Raw genomic sequence first — 15,744 nt, 5'->3', positions numbered from 1 at the left:
TGCGCAACCTCGCGCCAATCAGTCCTATCGTCGGCTGCATCAAGTATCCTCCGGTAGATTTTCTCATGCTCGCGATCATAATCCGTCACCTCGGCAAATGTTGGCGCAAATTCCGCCGTTGGTTTGACCATTGGTGGCCCCTCCCTGTTCAGCGTCTCGTATGCCTGGGACAAGAGGTAGTATGAAGGGGTGCGATGTCGATCGAAGCCAAGCGGCAGTCTGTACCATCGGGCCTTCGCGCGGTGGGAACACAACGAAGATCCATGCGCTCACCGACGTGATCGGCCGCCCTTTCGTCGTCGACCTCACGCCCGGCAACGTCGCCGATGTGACCGCTGCACCGAAGTTGATCGAGCGGGCGGCGGGCTTGGGCTATCTCATCGGCGATAAGGGCTACGATGCCGACGGCCTGCGCGCGATGATCCGCGCCCGCGGCGGCCGGCAAGCTCGCTACAAATCTCGCCATCTGATCGAGAATGCTTTCGGCCGATTGAAGGATTTCAGACGTATCGCCACTCGCTACGACAAGCTGGCCCGAAACTTCTTGTCCGCCGTCGCCCTCGCAACTCTGCTGCCCTTTCTATGTCGTCACCCCCATATGTACCGTGTTGGTTCGCCTTACACATTGGAGGAAGGTATGGTCGAGGATCGTTTGGAGAGGATCCGGCAGCGAGCCTACGACATCTGGCACAGGGAAGGCCGGCCGGACGGTCGGGAGCAGGAGCATTGGGATCAAGCGGTGGCGGAGATCGAAGCCGAGGATCGCCCAGCAGCCGAGAGTACGCCCGAGGGCGTCGACCCTCATGCGATCGTCCCGCCGGGAAAGCGCTCGAAAAAGGCTCTGTAGCCACCGTCTCCGGCTATCTTCCTATCCTGCGAAATCAGGCACTTTCGGTGCCGGTCGGTTCGGAGATCATGCCGGTAGCATGCTGTGGACCCGTACGCGCCGGAGTTCGTCATTGAGTCCGTCCTTGCGGTCCGCGGCGTGCGCGACGCTGTGCTGACCAAATCGGCCGGTGCCACTTGGGCGGAACGGAAGCGATGCTCCCCTGGGTCGGTTCTCAAAGCAGCAGCGTTCCCTTCGCTGCTCTGGCGTCCCAGTTTACGACCTTGCCCCGCTTCGGCGGGGCAATTTGTCGCCGCCAGATTGAGTCTGCTCGCGCGAGGGTCCTTAGGCTCCAGACTCAATCAGATCCAGAAGACAAGCAAAGTTGCGAGGGCGACGGCGGACAAGAAGTTTCGGGCCAGCTTGTCGTAGCGAGTGGCGATACGTCTGAAATCCTTCAATCGGCCGAAAGCATTCTCGATCAGATGGCGACTTGTAGCGAGCCTTGTCGAGCGGGATCTTGCGCTTGCGGTTGGCCTTGCCGGGGATCACTGGCCGGCCGCCGCGGGCGCGGATCATCGCGCGCAGGCCGTCGGCATCGTAGCCCTTATCGCCGATGAGATAGCCCAAGCCCGCCGCCCGCTCGATCAACTTCGGTGCAGCGGTCACATCGGCGACGTTGCCGGGCGTGAGGTCGACGACGAAAGGGCGGCCGATCACGTCGGTGAGCGCATGGATCTTCGTTGTGTTCCCACCGCGCGAAGGCCCGATGGCCTGCGCCTTGGCCCCCCTTTTCCGCCATAGGCGGCGCGCTGGGCCTTCACGTAGGTGGCGTCGATGGCGACGGCGTTGGTCGCCGCACCGGCGCTGGCGAGCGCTTCCAGCATCCCCGTCCAGAAGCGCTTGCGCGTCCAGCGGTTGAAACGGTTGTAGATGGTCGTGGCCGGGCCATACGCCCCGGGGCAATCTTGCCAGCGACAGCCGGTCCTCAAGACGTGGAAGATGCCCGACATGACGCGACGGTCGTCCTGGCGCCGCGCCCCAGGCTGGTTCGTCGGCATGAACGGCTCGATCGCCGCCCACTGCTCGTCGTTGAGCCAGAACAGATTGCTCATCAGTCGTCCCCGCTCCCTTCTGGTCGATCCGGGATCCGGGTGAATCACGATTCACCGACTTCATCAAGAGGATGATTGGGTTTTAACCCTAGGCCCGTTTCGGATCAGTGCAGCCTCAATCGGCTTTGCGACGTGGGTCCGATCCGACGCGCGAGGCGCCCGACGCCACCGGCTTATGGTGATCCTACATGATCAAGCTTTGTTCCACTCTTGCCCTTGTTCTGGCCCTGTCGTGCTGCGCTGGCCAGGCTCCTCTCACGGCAACGCCTGATCCGGCTCTAGCGGAAAAGGTCCACAGGGCGCTGGGAAACGACATCTGCTCTGGCCGCGTCGCCGGTGCTCTGGCGGCGCACCACCTCACCGCGGGCAGCATCTCCCGGATCGAACTGGCACCGGTGACGCCAGGCTATCCGACCGAGTACAGCTTGGCGCTGCGCCAAGTCTGGGTCAGGCAGCCCAGCCAGCCCGGCGCGATCGTGGTGCGGTACGACCCGCGGGGCTGCCGGATTGCGGAGGTTTATGGCCGGGACGGAGCGACGCTGCCAACTCTGTGACGGCCGTGGAACACGGTCGGCTTCGGCCCGTTACCGACCTCGACGCCTGACTGCGTCCCCGGAGCCCGCGCAGAGTCGTCGCGAGGGAGACATCCCGACCAGTTTCCTGACCAACCTTCGTCAGCTATGCTCGATTCTCTGGAGGCTCGCCCTCTCAGCGCCGTCGGTGGCAATCAGCCGCGCCGGTTTTCCCCGGATCGACAGCTCATCGACCTCGATGCGGTCCCATCCCTCCGGCAGCACGACAGGGCGCTCCGCCCAATCGGCGGGTTCGGCGGCGGACGGGCGCAGGCCGGTGAAGCCGAGCAGGAGGCTGATCAGAAAGCCACCGATATTCGCTAGGAAGGGACTCGCCCTCGGCTGGTCCGGGAAGACGTCGGGCCGGTATTCGAGCGTCTGCATGACGGGGCCGGTGCAGAAGCGGCCATAGCCGTCGTCCAGGAGCTTCGCCGCGAGCGGGCGATCTCCCGTCCTGGCCGCCCAGGCGCCGAACAGGGCCGACAGCATCGGCGCCCCGACATACTGATCGGCGAGCCCGAGATAGAATCTCAGGGTCGCCTGCTCGACGGCCCGGTCCAAGGGATGGCCGATGGGGAAGATCCCCATCAGCGGATCCGGCGTGGCCCCCTTCTCCTCCGACGGCTGGAAGCCGTCATGCGAGATGACGACGTCGCCGCGCCGCGGAAGGACCAGCCCTTCGCGGATCCTGGTCCAGGCCGGGTCGAATCTGCGGCCGAGGCGGCCCGCAGCATCGATGGCGTCGTCGAGCACCTTGCGGGCGGCCATGACGGTGTAGGCCGCATTGTCGCAGGGGGATTCCCGCTCCGCGATCCCCATCGTCTGACTGATCTCGTAACCGCGGTCTGTCTTGGTCGCGCGCGAGACGAGCCAGTCGGCCACGCCGGAGAGCACGGGCCAAGCCTGGTCCTGCAGAAACCGTTCCTCACCGGTGACATTTGCGTAGAAGCTGAAGCCCAGAGCGACGTCCAGCGAGACATGGTCCTCATACCAGGAGGCCGAGCCGGGCATCGGTGCCGCCTCCTCGCCGGTCGACGGCGCGCTCTCCCACGGGAACTGGGCGCCGCGGCGGCCGACCAGCTTGGCATTGCGGTGCGCCGCCTGCAGATGCTTGGACCGATAGCCCAGCAGCGTCGCCGCCGCTTCCGGCTGGAACAGGGTGACCGGCGGGATGGCGAAGGCCTCGATGTCCCACATCACATGGCCATAGTAGTAGTGATAGTCGCGCCAGGCCGAGAGCCCGAAGATCGAGGTCGACGCCGGCGACGACGCATGCACCGATGCGTTCAGGTAATAGAACGCGGCATCGGCCATCGCCTGCCAGCGCTCATCCGCGCCGATCAGGCGGATGCGGCGGGTCCACAGCCTGGACCAGCAGGCCCGGTTTGCATCCCGGAGCGTGTCGAAGCCGTCGCGGAGCGCCTTTCCCAGCAGCCGGACGGCCTGGTCGTCCGGCTGCTGGTGCAGCGTGCTGGCGACGACGCTGACGATCTGCTCTAGCCGGAAGGTTTGACCAGCCTTCGCGCGGAAGCCGTATTCGGAGACGACCGTCTGGGCGTGCAAGCTCGGCTTGTCCGGCTCGGTGTCTGCCCCGTGCAGCTTCGTGTGATAGGCGATGCCGCATGTGGCGATCACGTCTTTGGTCAGGCCGAGGACGCGGCGGATCATGGACCGGAGGGACGCCTCCGACTTCTCTCGGGACGCATCGCGCAAGAGGGCGCGGATCAGGCGGCGGGTCGGCGTCCGGCCGGTTCGCAGATCGCCACCGCCCTTCCACCCGAGCCGGACGAATTCGCGGATGACGTTGCCGAGTTGCACGTTATTGATGTCGGCGGTGCTGTCCCGTCCGGTGACCCGGCGCAGCACGTCCCGATAGGTCTCCTCGTCCAGCCCAAGCTGTTTTTTGGCCACGTGGACTTTGGCGATCAGGCGAGTTCGCGTCATTCCGCGACCTCCCGATGATGAGCCTTGCCACTCCTCAGCTTCGGTGCGTTGAGCCGGTTGCAGGGAACTCTTGCAGCTGGAGCCGTCTTTAGCCGAGTGGGGGGTGATGAGAATGCGGTGAGAGGAGAATGTGCGATGAACGGCCTCACCCGGATCGAGCCGCCTATTTCCTTTCGATGCAGAGATGGCCGCCCGGCTGTCATTCGAGATGCCAACACATTGGCCGAGTGGCTTGATGGTCTCTATGGCGCCATCGTGGATCCGCATCGTCCCGAAGGTGAGCGGAGCTGGGAGGTCCGATCGGTCCAGTTGTATGAGATCGAGCAGGTGCTCGTTATGCTGGCCGAGGAGAGCGCCAGCGATGCTGATGCGTTAAGCGCGGGCCTGCGGGCAACCTGTGAGGCTGTTATTGCCTGCTATCGCGATTTGATCGTGACAAGTACATCCGGCACGAAGAGCATCCGGTGCGTTGGTGAAGCGCGCAGCCTCGCCACTCACTGACCTGGTCACGGCCGCACCTCGATCTCACCCAGCAGCTGGCGGAGCAGTTGCTCGCAGTCAGCCCGGACGCGGTCGGCGTGGAACTTTGACGGCGCGACGACGACCCACCGATCGCGTTGCAGCTCCAGTTGCAGCGGCCGGAACCAGGCCGACCACTTCTTGATGCCTACGCGGTCCACCAGGCCGGCAAACGGGTGGACGCCTGTGTCCAGCTCCGGCGCCGGCCGGCCGCCTCCGTCGGGACGTAGTCGCGCCAGCGCTCCTCCCTGAGGAAGGTTGACGCCATCCAGTTGAATTTCGGGTCGGCCTTCGCCGCTCGGTGGCGCAGGCGCGGGCTGCAGCCGTCAGTTCGTCGGCCGTCGCGGTGCCGGCCGTGACCAGGCCCCGGAACATTTTGCGCGCCCGCTCGCGCGGGTTCGGCCGCCGCTCGGGATAGGCGGCCCAGAAGGCATTGAACACGGGATCGTCAGGGGGATTACGGGGCATCGGTGGACTCCGGCGCCGAGACGGGCATGCCGGCCGCCAGCGACATCAGCACGTCATTGCGGACCAGCACGAAGCCGTTCGGGATCTCGGGGGTGGGCAGAGGCGGCCGTGCCACCGGCGAACGCAGGCCGCGGATGACGATATCGAACAGGGCGGCGATGTCCGGCCTCGCGATGCCGGCGCCCTCCATGATCTCGACATGGATGGCGGCCACCTGCTGATCGGCAAGGAGGTCCGCGACTTGTGCATCTTCTCGCCGCATAGCGTGCTGCGCGATCCGCCGTTCTCGAAGCTGGACTGGTGTCATGCCGGAACCTCCTAATCTATTTCGGCCCCGAGGCGCAGAACCATGTGATCCCGGTTTTCCACTACGCGCTGCGGCCCGGCGGCTACCTGTTCCTCGGCACATCGGAAAACGTCAGCCAGTTCTCCGACGTGTTCGCAGCGATCGACAAGAAGCACCGGATCTTCCGCAGCCGCGAGAATGGTGGAGCAATGGCCCGGCGGCTGCCGCTTTCGATCGCCGGGTTGGCGCCGGGCCACTCACAGGAGTCAGGCATCCGGCGGGTGATGCCGGCCGCGCCGGGGCTGCGGCACGTCGTCGAGACCCGGGTGCTGGAGCAGTTCGCACCCGACCACCCTGAGATGCTGGCGAATGGATCCATCTGCGTAATCGTGTCCGACGAATCTTGCGACGAGAGTTTCAGGGTAATTGTCACAGTCGCGAGCACCCCGCGGCGAATCCGACCATGAGGCCATGGCCGGATCTGCTTCGCAAGCACAGGCTAGGCTCGCAGGTCGGCGGAACCTATACGGTGGGTCGGAACGGGGCAGCGATCGACGCCATCCTGACCCGCGAGATGCCGGAGATCTTCGCGGGCGAAGAGGCCGACCATATCGAACGGCTTTGGCAGAAGGCTTGGTGGGCGCTGCATTATGGCGGCCGCGGCGGGCCGACCGTCCTCGCCATCTCCGCCTTCGACATGGCGTTGTGGGACCTCAAAGCCCGGCGCGCCGGCCTGCCTCTCTGGAATTTCCTCGGCGGGTTCGATCCGAAGGTGCCGTGCTATGCCGGCGGCATCGATCGACCTGCCCCTGGACGACCTCCTGCGCCAGACCGACGGCAATCTCGCCAAGGGCTTCCGCGCCATCAAGATGAAGGTCGGCCGCGAGCGTCTCGGCGAGGATGTGGCCCGGGTGAAGGCGATGCGCGCGCATCTGGGAGAGGAGTTCCCCCTGATGGTCGACGCCAACATGAAATGGACGGTGGACCAGGCGATCCGCGCTGCCCGGGCCCTGCAGCCCTATGATCTGACCTGGATCGAGGAGCCGACGATCCCGGACGATCCGGCCGGCCACGCCCGCATCGTGCGCGACGGCGGGGTGCCGATCGCGGCCGGGGAGAACCTCCGCACGTTATGGGAGTTCAAGCAGTACATCGCCGCCGAAGCCGTGACCTATCCCGAGCCGGACGTGACCAATTGCGGCGGCGTCACGCCCTTCATGAAGATCGCCCGGCTGGCCGAGGCCTTCAACCTTCCGGTGACGACGCACGGCGCGCATGACGATCGCGGTAGGGACGCCCATTGCTGAGCGCCCCCCGCACAGATCCGTACGTGCCCGATTAAGGCATACGGCTCCTACCTTGGGTGTTTGACGGCGAAGCGCAGTTGTGGCCAGGGATGTAGGACTCGCGGTTTGGGGAGCCAGTCATTGGCCAGCCGCGTCATCCGCGTCCAGGTCATGCTGTCCTTCTGGCTGCGCCGCCGAAGCGTTCGCCGCCAGAGTTCGGTGACGAAGAAGCGGAACGTGACCAGCGCCTGACTGTTGGTCGGCACAGCGTGATAGTTGAAGTAGCCTTTGACGACCTGCCCCAGCCATCTGCCCTGATCGGGGATGGGCTGGTGCATGCGTTGCCGCAGTTCCTGTTTGATGGCTTGCAGCTTCGCCCGCATGCGATCGCGCCGGGTCTTGCGCTTGACCAGGAACTTGCCCGCCCGCGATCGCCCGCAGATGAAGGTGAAGCCCAGGAAGTCGAAGGTTTCCGGTTTGCCGAGCCCGCGCCGCTCGCGGTCGGCCGCCGCATGGCGGCCGAACTCGATCAGGCGGGTCTTGTCCGGATGCACCGACAACGCAAACGCCTCGAACCGCTCGCGCATCGCCTCCAGGAAGCGCCGGGCGTCCGCCTCGTGCTCGAAGCCGACGACGATGTCGTCGGCGTAGCGCACGATGATGACGTTGCCCGTGGCCTCTCGCCGTCGCCAGCGATGGGCCCACAAGTCGAAGACATAGTGCAGGTAGACGTTGGCCAGGAGCGGTGAGATCACCGACCCTTGTCCCGTCCCCTGGTCACTGGCTGTCACGACCCCGTCTTCAAGAATGCCCGCCCTGAGCCATTTGCGGATCAGGCGGAGGACGCGCGGGTCGCCGATCCGGTGCTCCAGGAAGCGGACAAGCCAGGGCTGGCTCACCGTGTCGAAGAAGCTGCGGATATCGGCGTCCAGGATGAAGTTCACCTTGGTGCTGGTGATCCCGACCACGAGCGCATCCAGCGCATCATGCGCCCCGCGCCCGGGTCGGAACCCATACGAGAACCCGAGGAAGTCTTCCTCATAGATCGCATTCAGCACCGCGGCCGTCGCCCGTTGGACGATCTTGTCCTCCAGGGCGGCAACCGCCAGCGGCCGCTGCCGGCCGTCCGGCTTGGGAATGAAGACCCGCCGGCTCGGCAGCGCCCGATACGCGCCCCGCTGGACCCGGGCGTGCAGGTCTGCGAGCTTGCGCTCCAGATCTGCCTCATAGTCCTGCCATGTCAGCCCGTCGACGCCGGGAGCGGCATTCTTCTTCAGATCGAAGAACGCCTCCTCGAGCAGGGCCAGGCTGAGATGGTGGAACAGCGCGTTGAACCTCTCCTTCTTCCTTTGCCTTGCGGCTTGCCGTATGCGGTCCAGCGCCTGGGACACGCTTGCCCGGTTCTGCGCCCGGCGCGTGCGGTTCCGGCCCGCATTCCCCTCGGTCGCCGCCCTTGGCTCCACCGGCTCCGCAGCGGATCGCTCCGCCTTGTTCGTCGGCTTCACAGCTACTATGGCGGCGTCTGACGTCCCGCGCCCGTGCATCATCGGCTACGGCTCCTCACCTTCCCGATGCGGGCCGCCGCACCACACGGCGGTCGGACGCGGGACCTCCCGGTTCCCGAACAAGGAGCGTCTGCACATGCCAGGGTCTGCGACCACGCCGGGCCGGACGGGTGCTCGCATGACGCGCCCGTCCATGTTGCCTTCCACCCTGTCAACGGCGTCGGCGCCCGGATTTGTGCCTTTCGCGGCTCGATGGCTGGCCTATGCTCTCCCCTGCCGACGCTTCGCTCCTGCCCTCACGGACAACAACGCACGGCTCGGGGCCGATGTGGATCGCTACTCCTTCATCGCAGTGGACTTCCACCACCTACTCCTTGCCGGTCTCCCGGCGCTCTGACTGTGCATCTGCTCGCCGCCTGCCCGAATCGCAGCTTCCTCGAAGCCCACGGCTTCGGGCTCGAGCACTACATTGCCGAACCATTGCGGGTCGAGGAGGGCTTCGCCATCGCGCCGGACCGGCCGGGACACGGCATCGCCTTCGACTGGGCGGGGCTGGACAAGATCAGAGCCTGACCGAACGATGACCGAGCGTTTCGACTATATCGTCGTCGGGGGCGGTTCCTCCGGCTGCGTCGCCGCGGCCCGCCTCGTCAAGGAGGCCGGCGCCCGCGTGCTCCTGCTCGAGGCCGGCCACTCCCACCGGCACCCCCTGCTCGACATGCCGCCGGGCATCTTCAAGATGATCAACGGCAGCAAGTTCATGCGCTATCACCGCACGGTGCCGCAGGAGCATCTGAACGGCCGGATGCATGACATCCCCCAGGCGAATGTGCTCGGGGGCGGCTCGTCGGTGAACGCCCAGGTCTATATGCGCGGCCGGCCGTCGGACTATGACGCGTGGCACCAGGTGCTGCGCGGCGACAACGATTATCCGGGCTGGACCTGGGCGGACGTGCTGCCCCACTTCCGCGGCATGGAGGGCAACAACCGGCTCAACGACGAGCGGCACGGCGCGGACGGGCCGCTGCTGGTGTCGGATCCCGGCCATATCAACGATGTCTCGCGCTGGTTCGTGCAGAGCGTGCAGGCGCTCGGCGAGCCCTTCAACCACGACTTCAACGGGCCGGGCCAGCGGGGCGTCGGCTTCTACCAGTTCATGAACCGCCGCGGAAAGCGCAGCAGCGCGGCCTATGCCTTCATCGCGCCACTGCAAGGCGACCCCAGGTTGGCGGTCCGGCTGAACGCACGGGTCCGGCGCATCGAGATCGCCGCGGGCCGGGCGGCCGGGGTGACCTATCGCGATGCCGCGGGCCGGGAGCAGACAGCCTTCGCGGAAGCCGAGGTGATCGTCGCGGCCGGTGCGCTGGTCACGCCGCAGCTGCTGATGCTGTCGGGCATCGGGCCGGCCGACCAGTTGCGGGAGCACGGGATCGACTGCATCGTCGACCTGCCGGGTGTCGGCGAGAACCTGATCGACCATCCGGAGGTGCCGATCGTCGCCATGGCCAATGGTCCCCACGGCTACCATAAGCAGGGCGTCGGCTGGCGCATGCTGCTGAACGGCCTGCAGTTCAAGCTGTTCGGCACCGGGCCGATCACCTCGGCGGGGGTCGAAGCAGGGGCCTTCGTGAATCCGAGCGATCCTGGGGCCGAACCGTCCATCCAGGCCTTCTGCGTTCCCATCGTCTATGTCGACCGGGACACGCTCGGCCTGGTCGAGGACACCTACGGGCTCACCGTCACGACGGTGGTGGTGAAGCCGCGGTCGCGCGGCTTCGTGCGGCTGGCCTCGGCGAATCCGGACGACATGCCCCTCGTCTCGCCCAATCTGCTGAAGGATCCCGCTGATGCCCGTGCCATGATCGAGGGCCAGCGCTTCTTTCTGCGTGCTTTCCAGACGCGGCCGCTGTCGGATCACATCGCGCGGGTGGCCATTCCCGACCCCAGGGATCTCAGCGACGAAGCCGTCATGGAGCACTGCCGGCGCTTCGTGAAGACGAACTATCATCCCAGCGGGACCTGCCGGATGGGGCCGACCGGCGACCGGCTGGCCGTTCTCGACCCACGGCTGCGTGTCCGCGGCATCGAAGGCCTGCGTGTCTGCGACCTCTCGGCGATGCCGAACATCAATGCCGGCAACACGAACGCACCGGCGCTGATGATGGGAAGCCGATGCGCCGAGTTCATCATGGCCGGGCAGAAGCAGTGAGATCCGGAGCACCGCTGCGGGGTCCGGTATACGGCCCAGTGGGGATCTGCTCGGCTATCGGCCGTCATGCCTTCGACAGCTGGTCTACCTGCTCAGGTCAGCGCCGCCTGCGGATCGTCGGACGCCTCGCAGATCACGTCGATCCCCCACTGGGCGAGCACCGTCTCCTGCGTCGGAATTGCCCGCGCCATGAAGACGACGGAGCGCGGCCGGTCCTGCTCGTGGCCCGAGGTGCGTCATGTCTGCCACAGGCGGTGCAGCAGCATGCTGATGTTCATGTCGGAGACGCCGTAGCCGATGAACAGCAACGTCTTCCCGAGCGCATAAGCGTCGGAGCCGCCGCCGGCGGGCAGGTCAGGCCCGCATCGAAAGATGTGCCGCCGCTCGCTCGTGATCGTCGACCAACGGATAGGCCAGGCCGGCCGGCGCTTTCGCGCTTGGTGGCCACTCCCGCCTCATGGAGCCATTTCAGGGTCCGGTTGACGTGCACCGTCGAGATTCCGAGATAGTCGCCCATCTGCAGCTGCGTCATGGGCAGCTCGAAGCTCCAGGCATCCGGCTGGATCGACCCGGACAGCACCAGGCGGGTCCGGGTCTCGTTGAGGAAGAAGGCCAGGCGCTCCTCCGAGGTGCAGCGCCCGAGGCTGACAATCCAGTTGTGAAGCCGGCGCTCCTCTTCGATCACCTGCCAGATGCACCGGGTGGCGACATCGCTGTCCTGGTCGAAGGCCTGCCGCAGTTCCTGATAATGGATTTGCTCAAGCACGGCATCGGCCATGACCTGGATCGCGTCGGGATGGGAGGACACGAACATACTCTTCACGGCGAACAAGTCGCCGGGGAGGAAGATCAGAATATACTGGCTACGGCCGTCCGCCAGATGGCGAACTCGGCCGGCCCAGCCGCTTTGGAGACGATAGACATAGTCGTGGCTTGTGCCGCCGCGGACCAGGGTCGTGCCGGCCTTCACCGGCCGGGATTGCAGGCCTGGCAATACAGCGATCTTCTGTTCGCCACGGGTTAACGCGTCTGAGACTTCGTCACGATGCAGCGCGAATCCGGATGAATCCATGTTCTCGGTCCGACAATGTGTGGGCGGGACGCACGCTCACGAACTGCGCTCTCACACAGGCAACGGGCATGTGCGCGAACTGGTTCACCTGTTCGACGGGTACCGACCGGACCGCAAAGGGTGCACCGCAGAGAGGAACTCCGGACACGGAACCGACGCCGGTCAGAATGCTGTTGGTGCGCTCATAGGAACCACAACGAATGATGGAACAAGGCTCGGCCAACGCAGCATGCCGAACACCTGGTCAGCGGAATTCGAAAGCGCCGTGGAAATGGTCCGAACGATGCTGAGGCATGTGCTCGGCGGGCATATGGCGCCGGTGGAGTTGGCAGCCTGGCTGCGCCGCACCATGACGAACGACCAGCATCCCATGTCCGACAACGAGAAAAGCGCGATCACCTGCGCGCTCGTGCTCATGCTTCTGGGCGATGACATCGAACTGGCGAGCGATCGAAAACGCCGTCGATCACTCGCCGGAAGCCGAAGCGATCGCCAAGCTGATCTGATCTCCGCGGCAGTGTTGGCTTGGCGACGGCTCAGTGCGCCGACGCGTGACGGAACGGCGCCGGCCATTCGGGAGCCCTGGGCCGGAGCGTCGACAGCGCCTGCGAGATGAAGGTGTTCGCATAGTCGATCGACGCCTCCGGGTGCCGGCTTCTGAACTCCGCCAGTGCCGCTTCGCAGGCAGTCCATTCATCCAGCCCGGCCCCACGGCTCTGGCGATAGGCCTCGATGACCAGGATCTCGGTGGATGCTCGTCGACGCCGCATCATCTCGGCTCTCCTTGCAAGGATGCGCTGCTCATTGCGCGAGAAGGCTCTTCAACTGGCTGCGCGCGCGACTCAGGCGAGACCGGACGGTTCCGCCCGGAACGCTGAACGCTCCGCGGCCTCTTCATAGGGGAGCTCATTGACCGCCACGAGCCGGATCATCTGCTGATGGCTTTGAGACAGCTCGCAAATGCCGCGTGCGACGTCCCGGACCTCATCGCAAGATCCTGGTCCGGCTCCGCCGCCCCGTCCCCGTCCTCTATCGGCGTTGTCTCCGCGCGGGCCCGCAGGGTGGCAACGCCCGACGGAAAAATCCGGCGCATCATGACGACGAGCCAGGCCGTCAAGTTCGTGCCGGGCTGCCACAGGTGGAACTTCCGATAGGCCCCCAACAGGGTTTCCTGCAGCAGATCGTCGGCATCCGTCGAATTTCGTGTCAGGCTGCGCGCGTATCCGAGCAGCTCGCCGAGCAATGGGGCGATGTGGTCTTCGAAGGCCTGCTTCGGCAGCGAGCTGACTTGCAGCATCGATTGCTCCCTTTGCGGAACTCGGTACCAAAACAACTCCTCCCCGCCCTTGTTCCAGCATAAAGTCGTCACGCTAATCAATATCGTCGCCCATCATCTCCGAAAAATGCAGATCCCGCCGCTCTTCGCGCCTCGATCCTAACAAAGGTTAGAACATTTTCAGTTGTGCGCGGGCCGCAGCCATGAGACCGCTTATATAACATTTGATGTACTTGCGGTCCGCAATGACAATGGATCTCTCCGCAGCGGCCGTCATCGAGCGCCGGGTGGACGGCGTCGCGCCTGGCACGAATGCCTCCGTCCCAGCTTGAAGTCGCAGTACCTGTCGCGCGTGATGCCGCTTGCCGTCGAGTTCGATCAGGCGATCGAAGCTGGAGAGCGTCTGCGCGCCCGCAGCATCCCTTTCAATGCACGAATATCGCCCCTGGCTCACAAAATCACATACCTAGGTGGCTTTCACAATCAGGTCGTCAGGCTGGGTTTGTAACGTCGCCGTCGGGTGTGCGCCATCAGCGGCTGCTGTCGTCAGCTCGAACCCGACGTTATTCGCCGTGCCAGGAAATCCACCGCCTGCTCCACCGGGCGGTCATGGATCAACCGGTCAATACCGTCATTGTGAGCCCAAGATGATGCTGCAGAGGTCTGCTCGCCGGAAATTCGGATCCTTGAACGCGAGGATGTTGTCGTTGAAGGTGCCGAACGTGCTGTCGGGCCGGTGCTTCATCCCTGATAGAACGCCTCGATCATCTCATGCTTGAAGTCGCGGCCGCGGGGATAGGCGGCCACCACCGCCTCGCGCTGCTCCTCCGCAAGGTCGTGATCGCCGCGGCCCACGACATCCATCGCCGCGCCTGCCTGCACCAGGGCGATCTCCGGATGCATATGCTCCGGGATCCCCGGCCTGGTGTGGAGAGCGACGGCGGCCCAGACTCTCTCCAGGTCGCGATCGGAGATGCCGTGGCCTTGCAGAAAGTCGCGTGCGGCATTCGCGCCGTCCACTTCGAAGCGAAGCTGGCTGTTCCGATAACGCGGCGTCAAGCCGATGTCGTGGAATATGGCCGCGACGTAGAGCAGCTCCGGATCGAACGTCAGGCCCTCCGCATCCCGACCAGGGCTCCCAGAAATAGACCCGGGTGGAATGGTGGAACAACAGGTCGCTCTCGGTGTCGCGGACAAGCTGTGTCGCCTCGCGCGCCAGTCTGCTGTCGGGATTCCTGACGCCGGCATTAGAAATGGAGTGGGGTTTTATTTTTCGATGTATCGACAACCACATTTGCCGGTCATTTCATTGACCTGATCAGAACTCCGTGCCGCAATTCTCTGGCCGAGACCGAATTCAGCCTAAAAGGCGAATGGGCTGATTTTGGCCGGCTTGGCTGAAGCGACATCCCCGCCGAGGCACCTGCCCCCGCCAAGCCACGGACGCACTGAATGACAAACGGCGACACCCGGACGCATACGTTCGATCCGGAACAGGTCCGGGCGGAACTCGACCGAGCTGCAGAGGTGGCCGTGGCGAGTCCCGCCAGCCAGGCCGCCTGCGATATCATGAGGCTCGTGAAGCACAAGTCGCCCGCAATCAAGAGCATGCCGCTGCGCACCCGCTTCCAGTGGGTGGCGCCAAGAACGACGGCTGGGATAGCTCGTGGGCAAGCTGGGGCTGCAACGGCCAGAGCTTCTCGATGCACATCTCGATGTACGGCCCGTTCACCAGCAACCGGGCTACGCCCCCGGCCGATCAGGTCGGTGGAACTAGAAGCATGTGTGAATCCGCACCAGCCCCCGTCAAAGCCCCGTCGCTCGCAACTATCGCCGGGGCGATCGGGCTGGCGCGATCAGAACCGGTAGGCGAAGGTCGCAGTGCCGCCGTGCCTGGTGGCTTCGGAACCGATCTCACCATCGCACTGCACCCGGACGTCGATGCTCTCGCCCTGGAACAGCTGAACGCCGGCGCCGACCCGCGCCGCCATCTCGTCCATGGGCGCACTCAGCGCGAAGCCCTGATGGCGCTGGCCGCCGTTGAAGGAGGCGTCGCCCTTCCACGTGTCGTTCGAGCGCAGGCTGACGCCGGCGGAGACGAAGCTGCGCAGCACCATGCCGTCCGAGAGGTCGAGACGGCTGCCGAGTTCAACGGCCGGCGTCAGGATGGCGGTGCTATATTCGCTCTGGTCGACGCGCAGGCCGAGATCGTCGACGCCGTCTTCCGAGAACGATCCGTTGCGGGCATGCACCAGGTCGAGGTTCAGATACGGCCGCAGATCAAGGTGATCGGTGCCGACCGTGTAGGCAGCCCGGGCACGCAGGCCGGCGATGTAGAACTCCGCATCGGACTCGGCCGTTCCGGCGAATCCGGGCACGGCAACATGGCGCTGGATGTCGTAGTCGCCGACACTCCCGAACAGCGCGCCGGTCAGCAGCCACAGCCCGGTCTGATACTTCAGCGTAACAGCCCCCTGCGCGCTCGAGCCGGTGGCCGACACCCCGTCGCGGGCGCCGAACCAGTCGGTCTGATAGGACAGCGAAGCGCCCAGCAGCAGGCCGGCACCGACCTCGGCCTGCGCGCCAAGCTGCCAGGCGACGGAGTCCAGGTGGGCGCTGCCGCGATCTGAGTCCCCGCTCAGCGTCGCATGCTGGCCGCGCGTCAT

The 15,744-nt window shown here is 65.3% G+C and carries 17 protein-coding genes and 3 pseudogenes; 11 read left to right on the top strand and 9 right to left on the bottom strand.

The window, feature by feature from the left end; genetic code table 11:
• Positions 1-181: 181 nt before the first annotated feature.
• Positions 182-586: pseudogene (locus QFZ27_RS07710) on the top strand (transposase); the annotation flags it as partial.
• Between the two features lie 12 nt (positions 587-598).
• A complete protein-coding gene (locus QFZ27_RS07705; RefSeq protein WP_429232422.1) occupies positions 599-847 on the top strand; it encodes a DUF2934 domain-containing protein in 249 nt (82 codons plus the stop codon).
• A gap of 341 nt (positions 848-1,188) precedes the next feature.
• Here QFZ27_RS07705 and QFZ27_RS07700 read toward each other — a convergent pair.
• A pseudogene (locus QFZ27_RS07700) lies at positions 1,189-1,941 on the bottom strand (IS5 family transposase).
• 188 nt (positions 1,942-2,129) lie between these two features.
• Here QFZ27_RS07700 and QFZ27_RS07695 point away from each other — a divergent pair.
• Complete coding sequence (locus QFZ27_RS07695) at positions 2,130-2,495, top strand: hypothetical protein (RefSeq protein WP_429225550.1); 366 nt, start codon at positions 2,130-2,132, stop codon at positions 2,493-2,495.
• A gap of 120 nt (positions 2,496-2,615) precedes the next feature.
• Here the strand turns inward: QFZ27_RS07695 and QFZ27_RS07690 are convergent, their stop codons facing one another.
• Positions 2,616-4,724: a phage protein GemA/Gp16 family protein gene (locus QFZ27_RS07690; RefSeq protein ID WP_429225549.1), complete on the bottom strand. Its 2,109-nt coding sequence runs from the start codon at positions 4,722-4,724 to the stop codon at positions 2,616-2,618.
• A gap of 42 nt (positions 4,725-4,766) precedes the next feature.
• On the opposite strand from QFZ27_RS07690, the gene QFZ27_RS07685 reads away from it, so the two are divergent.
• Positions 4,767-4,958, top strand: a complete 192-nt coding sequence (locus QFZ27_RS07685; protein ID WP_429225548.1) for a hypothetical protein — start codon at positions 4,767-4,769, stop codon at positions 4,956-4,958.
• 5 nt (positions 4,959-4,963) lie between these two features.
• Here the strand turns inward: QFZ27_RS07685 and QFZ27_RS07680 are convergent, their stop codons facing one another.
• Positions 4,964-5,137, bottom strand: coding sequence for a hypothetical protein (locus QFZ27_RS07680; protein ID WP_429225546.1), 174 nt, complete (start codon positions 5,135-5,137; stop codon positions 4,964-4,966).
• 296 nt (positions 5,138-5,433) lie between these two features.
• On the bottom strand, positions 5,434-5,658 hold the full coding sequence (locus QFZ27_RS07675) for a hypothetical protein (RefSeq protein ID WP_429225545.1): 225 nt from the start codon (positions 5,656-5,658) through the stop codon (positions 5,434-5,436).
• On the opposite strand from QFZ27_RS07675, the gene QFZ27_RS07670 reads away from it, so the two are divergent.
• The 4 genes and pseudogenes from QFZ27_RS07670 to QFZ27_RS07655 all read left to right on the top strand — a co-directional run bounded on the left by QFZ27_RS07670 (position 5,644) and on the right by QFZ27_RS07655 (position 7,037).
• Positions 5,644-5,766 carry a hypothetical protein gene (locus tag QFZ27_RS07670; RefSeq protein WP_429232540.1) on the top strand — a complete coding sequence of 41 codons (123 nt, stop codon included), beginning with the start codon at positions 5,644-5,646 and terminating at the stop codon, positions 5,764-5,766. The genes QFZ27_RS07675 and QFZ27_RS07670 overlap by 15 nt on opposite strands.
• Positions 5,745-6,197 carry a CheR family methyltransferase gene (locus tag QFZ27_RS07665; RefSeq protein WP_429225544.1) on the top strand — a complete coding sequence of 151 codons (453 nt, stop codon included), beginning with the start codon at positions 5,745-5,747 and terminating at the stop codon, positions 6,195-6,197. Before QFZ27_RS07670 ends, QFZ27_RS07665 begins: the two co-directional genes overlap by 22 nt.
• Positions 6,194-6,475, top strand: a pseudogene (locus QFZ27_RS07660) (hypothetical protein); the annotation flags it as partial. The gene QFZ27_RS07665 and the pseudogene QFZ27_RS07660, both read left to right, overlap by 4 nt.
• A gap of 37 nt (positions 6,476-6,512) precedes the next feature.
• Positions 6,513-7,037 carry a mandelate racemase/muconate lactonizing enzyme family protein gene (locus QFZ27_RS07655; RefSeq protein WP_429225543.1) on the top strand — a complete coding sequence of 175 codons (525 nt, stop codon included), beginning with the start codon at positions 6,513-6,515 and terminating at the stop codon, positions 7,035-7,037.
• A 47-nt stretch (positions 7,038-7,084) separates the two neighbouring features.
• Here the strand turns inward: QFZ27_RS07655 and ltrA are convergent, their stop codons facing one another.
• On the bottom strand, positions 7,085-8,563 hold the full coding sequence (ltrA, locus tag QFZ27_RS07650; protein ID WP_429225542.1) for a group II intron reverse transcriptase/maturase: 1,479 nt from the start codon (positions 8,561-8,563) through the stop codon (positions 7,085-7,087).
• Positions 8,564-8,920: 357 nt separating this feature from the next.
• On the opposite strand from ltrA, the gene QFZ27_RS07645 reads away from it, so the two are divergent.
• Complete coding sequence (locus QFZ27_RS07645; RefSeq protein WP_429225541.1) at positions 8,921-9,094, top strand: hypothetical protein; 174 nt, start codon at positions 8,921-8,923, stop codon at positions 9,092-9,094.
• Between the two features lie 7 nt (positions 9,095-9,101).
• Positions 9,102-10,730, top strand: coding sequence for a GMC family oxidoreductase (locus QFZ27_RS07640; protein WP_429225540.1), 1,629 nt, complete (start codon positions 9,102-9,104; stop codon positions 10,728-10,730).
• Positions 10,731-11,004: 274 nt separating this feature from the next.
• On the opposite strand, the gene QFZ27_RS07635 is transcribed toward QFZ27_RS07640, so the two are convergent.
• On the bottom strand, positions 11,005-11,802 hold the full coding sequence (locus tag QFZ27_RS07635) for a Crp/Fnr family transcriptional regulator (protein ID WP_429225539.1): 798 nt from the start codon (positions 11,800-11,802) through the stop codon (positions 11,005-11,007).
• 229 nt (positions 11,803-12,031) lie between these two features.
• On the opposite strand from QFZ27_RS07635, the gene QFZ27_RS07630 reads away from it, so the two are divergent.
• Positions 12,032-12,418 carry a hypothetical protein gene (locus QFZ27_RS07630; protein WP_429225538.1) on the top strand — a complete coding sequence of 129 codons (387 nt, stop codon included), beginning with the start codon at positions 12,032-12,034 and terminating at the stop codon, positions 12,416-12,418.
• A gap of 312 nt (positions 12,419-12,730) precedes the next feature.
• Here QFZ27_RS07630 and QFZ27_RS07625 read toward each other — a convergent pair whose 3' ends face one another.
• The 3 genes from QFZ27_RS07625 to QFZ27_RS07615 all read right to left on the bottom strand — a co-directional run bounded on the left by QFZ27_RS07625 (position 12,731) and on the right by QFZ27_RS07615 (position 15,744).
• On the bottom strand, positions 12,731-13,099 hold the full coding sequence (locus QFZ27_RS07625; protein ID WP_429225536.1) for a sigma factor: 369 nt from the start codon (positions 13,097-13,099) through the stop codon (positions 12,731-12,733).
• Positions 13,100-13,819: 720 nt separating this feature from the next.
• Positions 13,820-14,275 (bottom strand): HD domain-containing protein, encoded by a 456-nt coding sequence (locus QFZ27_RS07620; protein ID WP_429225534.1) that lies wholly within the window; start codon positions 14,273-14,275, stop codon positions 13,820-13,822.
• A gap of 659 nt (positions 14,276-14,934) precedes the next feature.
• Entirely contained in the window at positions 14,935-15,744 is an 810-nt protein-coding gene (locus tag QFZ27_RS07615) for an autotransporter outer membrane beta-barrel domain-containing protein (RefSeq protein ID WP_429225532.1), read from the bottom strand.

Source organism: Inquilinus ginsengisoli (genome assembly GCF_050434925.1).
GTDB lineage: Bacteria > Pseudomonadota > Alphaproteobacteria > DSM-16000 > Inquilinaceae > Inquilinus > Inquilinus ginsengisoli_B.
Note: the sequence above shows the minus strand (reverse complement) of the source record. Positions and strands in the feature narration are given on the sequence as shown.

Excerpts from the sequence above, each read along its gene's own strand:
- QFZ27_RS07625 (WP_429225536.1), bottom strand. The coding sequence starts at position 13,099 with ATGCTGCAAGTCAGCTCGCTGCCGAAGCAGGCCTTCGAAGACCACATC.
- QFZ27_RS07615 (WP_429225532.1), bottom strand. The coding sequence starts at position 15,744 with ATGACGCGCGGCCAGCATGCGACGCTGAGCGGGGACTCAGATCGCGGC.
- ltrA (WP_429225542.1), bottom strand. The coding sequence starts at position 8,563 with ATGATGCACGGGCGCGGGACGTCAGACGCCGCCATAGTAGCTGTGAAG.
- QFZ27_RS07705 (WP_429232422.1), top strand. The coding sequence starts at position 599 with ATGTACCGTGTTGGTTCGCCTTACACATTGGAGGAAGGTATGGTCGAG.
- QFZ27_RS07695 (WP_429225550.1), top strand. The coding sequence starts at position 2,130 with ATGATCAAGCTTTGTTCCACTCTTGCCCTTGTTCTGGCCCTGTCGTGC.
- QFZ27_RS07670 (WP_429232540.1), top strand. The coding sequence starts at position 5,644 with ATGGATGGCGGCCACCTGCTGATCGGCAAGGAGGTCCGCGACTTGTGC.
- QFZ27_RS07630 (WP_429225538.1), top strand. The coding sequence starts at position 12,032 with ATGCCGAACACCTGGTCAGCGGAATTCGAAAGCGCCGTGGAAATGGTC.
- QFZ27_RS07640 (WP_429225540.1), top strand. The coding sequence starts at position 9,102 with ATGACCGAGCGTTTCGACTATATCGTCGTCGGGGGCGGTTCCTCCGGC.
- QFZ27_RS07655 (WP_429225543.1), top strand. The coding sequence starts at position 6,513 with ATGCCGGCGGCATCGATCGACCTGCCCCTGGACGACCTCCTGCGCCAG.
- QFZ27_RS07690 (WP_429225549.1), bottom strand. The coding sequence starts at position 4,724 with ATGCGGATCCACGATGGCGCCATAGAGACCATCAAGCCACTCGGCCAA.
- QFZ27_RS07635 (WP_429225539.1), bottom strand. The coding sequence starts at position 11,802 with ATGGATTCATCCGGATTCGCGCTGCATCGTGACGAAGTCTCAGACGCG.